This is a genomic window from Leeuwenhoekiella aestuarii (assembly GCF_004104055.1).
GTDB lineage: Bacteria > Bacteroidota > Bacteroidia > Flavobacteriales > Flavobacteriaceae > Leeuwenhoekiella > Leeuwenhoekiella aestuarii.
Map to the genome: position 1 here is coordinate 2,501 of NZ_QOVJ01000020.1, position 3,278 is coordinate 5,778.

General features: G+C 45.4%; 2 tRNA genes and 2 rRNA genes (1 of these 4 cut by a window edge). All 4 read right to left on the reverse strand.

From position 1 onward, the window contains the following. A 23S ribosomal RNA gene (locus DSM03_RS18810) occupies nt 1-613 on the reverse strand; it reaches 2,205 nt to the left of the window's first position. A gap of 243 nt (nt 614-856) precedes the next feature. Next, nucleotides 857-933, reverse strand: a tRNA-Ala gene (locus tag DSM03_RS18815). A 192-nt stretch (nt 934-1,125) separates the two neighbouring features. Next, a tRNA-Ile gene (locus DSM03_RS18820) sits at nt 1,126-1,199 on the reverse strand. A 136-nt stretch (nt 1,200-1,335) separates the two neighbouring features. Next, nucleotides 1,336-2,863 (reverse strand): 16S ribosomal RNA (locus tag DSM03_RS18825). The 16S and 23S rRNA genes sit together here with 2 tRNA genes alongside, the layout of an rRNA operon. Nucleotides 2,864-3,278: the final 415 nt, after the last annotated feature.

The following is a 3,278-nucleotide window of genomic DNA, read 5'->3' on the forward strand; positions in this document are numbered from 1 at the left end:
AGTAACTCGTAGGCTCATTATGCAAAAGGCACGCCGTCACAGCACAAAGCCGCTCCGACCGCTTGTAAGCGTATGGTTTCAGGGTCTATTTCACTCCCTTGTTCAGGGTTCTTTTCACCTTTCCCTCACGGTACTGGTTCACTATCGGTCTCTCAGGAGTATTTAGCCTTAGCGGATGGTCCCGCCAGATTCATACAGGGTTTCACGTGCCCCGCACTACTCAGGATACCACTATCTATAACGCTCTTTACCTATACCGGGCTATCACCGTCTATGGCCACTCTTTCCAAAGTGTTCTAATTCATTACGCATAAAATGTCGTGGTCCTACAACCCCGATCCTGCCGTAACAGAACCGGTTTGGGCTAATCCGAGTTCGCTCGCCGCTACTATCGGAATCACTATTGTTTTCTCTTCCTCCGGGTACTTAGATGTTTCAGTTCTCCGGGTTTACCTCCTTGCGGATACTATACCTTCAGTATAGTGGGTTGCCCCATTCGGATATCTGCGGATCAATTTGTATGTGCCAATCCCCGCAGCTTTTCGCAGCTTATCACGTCCTTCATCGTCTCTGAGAGCCTAGGCATTCCCCATACGCCCTTATTTAGCTTATTGTACTTCTTGCTCTTATAAGGACTTAGGTATTGCTACCAAGCCTTTTAATCTTTATTCTAATGAGTTCTATCTATAATATAACTTAGTTATCACTAACTAAATAAAATTTGTTTCTCTCGTATTCTTATTATTTCCCAATATGTCAATGAACGTGTGGCCAGTCGCCACTGACAATAAATTGCCAATGATTTCTCAGCCGCGATACACAATGAAATAGAATTTATCTATCCCAAGGCATCGCCTGGTGGAGAATATCGGAGTCGAACCGATGACCTCCTGCGTGCAAGGCAGGCGCTCTAGCCAGCTGAGCTAATCCCCCATTTTATAGCCGGCAGTTTCAGTATTCAGTACACAGTCTTTATTACTGCTAACTGTTGCTGCTTACTGCAAACTGGGTTACCCAACTTCTAAAATTTCCTTCAATCTGTGTTTATGAACTTCCCCTTAATGTATTTTTAACATTAAAAGATAACCGCCTACGCGGATATACTTCGTACCATTAGGTACTCAGTAGTCTCAGGCAGACTCGAACTGCCGACCTCTACATTATCAGTGTAGCGCTCTAACCAGCTGAGCTATGAGACTGTCCTATTTATCAATTGAATGATCCTGACCTAAATCAGGATCATCAACCGAAAAATATCTTGAATTGACAACTTAAAACTAAAACTTTACCTTTCCTTATAGTCGTGTCTTTGTCTGCTAAGCAGCAAAGCTCTAGAAAGGAGGTGTTCCAGCCGCACCTTCCGGTACGGCTACCTTGTTACGACTTAGCCCCAGTTACCGGTCTTACCCTAGGCCGCTCCTTACGGTGACGGACTTCAGGTACCCCCAGCTTCCATGGCTTGACGGGCGGTGTGTACAAGGCCCGGGAACGTATTCACCGCATCATGGCTGATATGCGATTACTAGCGATTCCAGCTTCACGGGGTCGAGTTGCAGACCCCGATCCGAACTGTGATAGGTTTTATAGATTCGCTCCTCTTTGCAAAGTGGCTGCTCTCTGTACCTACCATTGTAGCACGTGTGTGGCCCAGGACGTAAGGGCCGTGATGATTTGACGTCATCCCCACCTTCCTCACAGTTTGCACTGGCAGTCTGGCTAGAGTTCCCGACATTACTCGCTGGCAACTAACCACAGGGGTTGCGCTCGTTATAGGACTTAACCTGACACCTCACGGCACGAGCTGACGACAACCATGCAGCACCTTGTAATCTGTCCGAAGAAAAAGGTGTTTCCACCCCTGTCAGACTACATTTAAGCCCTGGTAAGGTTCCTCGCGTATCATCGAATTAAACCACATGCTCCACCGCTTGTGCGGGCCCCCGTCAATTCCTTTGAGTTTCATTCTTGCGAACGTACTCCCCAGGTGGGTTACTTATCACTTTCGCTTGGCCACCCAGCTCTCAATCGAGCCGGACAGCTAGTAACCATCGTTTACGGCGTGGACTACCAGGGTATCTAATCCTGTTCGCTCCCCACGCTTTCGTCCATCAGTGTCAATGTATTATTAGTAACCTGCCTTCGCAATTGGTATTCTATGTAATATCTATGCATTTCACCGCTACACTACATATTCTAGTTACTTCATAACAATTCAAGACTAACAGTATCAATGGCAATTCTACAGTTAAGCTGCAGACTTTCACCACTGACTTATTAGTCCACCTACGGACCCTTTAAACCCAATGATTCCGGATAACGCTTGCACCCTCCGTATTACCGCGGCTGCTGGCACGGAGTTAGCCGGTGCTTATTCTTATGGTACCGTCATCAGCCTACACGTAGACCTTATTCTTCCCATATAAAAGCAGTTTACAACCCATAGGGCCGTCTTCCTGCACGCGGCATGGCTGGATCAGGCTTGCGCCCATTGTCCAATATTCCTCACTGCTGCCTCCCGTAGGAGTCTGGTCCGTGTCTCAGTACCAGTGTGGGGGATCTCCCTCTCAGGACCCCTACCTATCGTTGCCTAGGTGTGCCGTTACCACACCTACTAGCTAATAGGACGCATGCTCATCTTGTACCGTAACCTTTACTATTAAAATGATGCCAATTCAATAGACTATGGAGGATTAATCCAAGTTTCCCTGGGCTATACTCCAGTACAAGGCAGATTGCATACGCGTTACGCACCCGTGCGCCACTCGTCAGCAGAAAAGCAAGCTTTTCCCTGTTACCGTTCGACTTGCATGTGTTAGGCCTGCCGCTAGCGTTCATCCTGAGCCAGGATCAAACTCTTCATCGTAGTGTCTTATATAATATTCCACGATATAAGGAAATTTAATCACACTTATAAAAGTGCTCAAAATGGTCGTTCTAGTTTTAATTCAATCCCGATATAAAATCGGGACGCGTTGTCAATTCAATATGTCAAATAACTTTTCCTCTTAACAAAGAAGAAACCTCTTGATAGATGTTAAGGAATCGAACCTTATTTTTATTACCAAATCATCTCAGTTTCAATGTGCGTTGCTCTCCGTGAAAGCGGCTGCAAATATACAACTCTTTTTATTTACAAAACAAATAAAATTTGAAGTTTTTTTTAGCCTTTTTTTTAAGCAACTTATTTAAGAACTTTACCGCCTTTCTTGCCGAAAAACCGGAGGGCAAAGATACTACCCTTTTCCCTTTATAAACAAGCTTTTTTTAAACTTTATTTT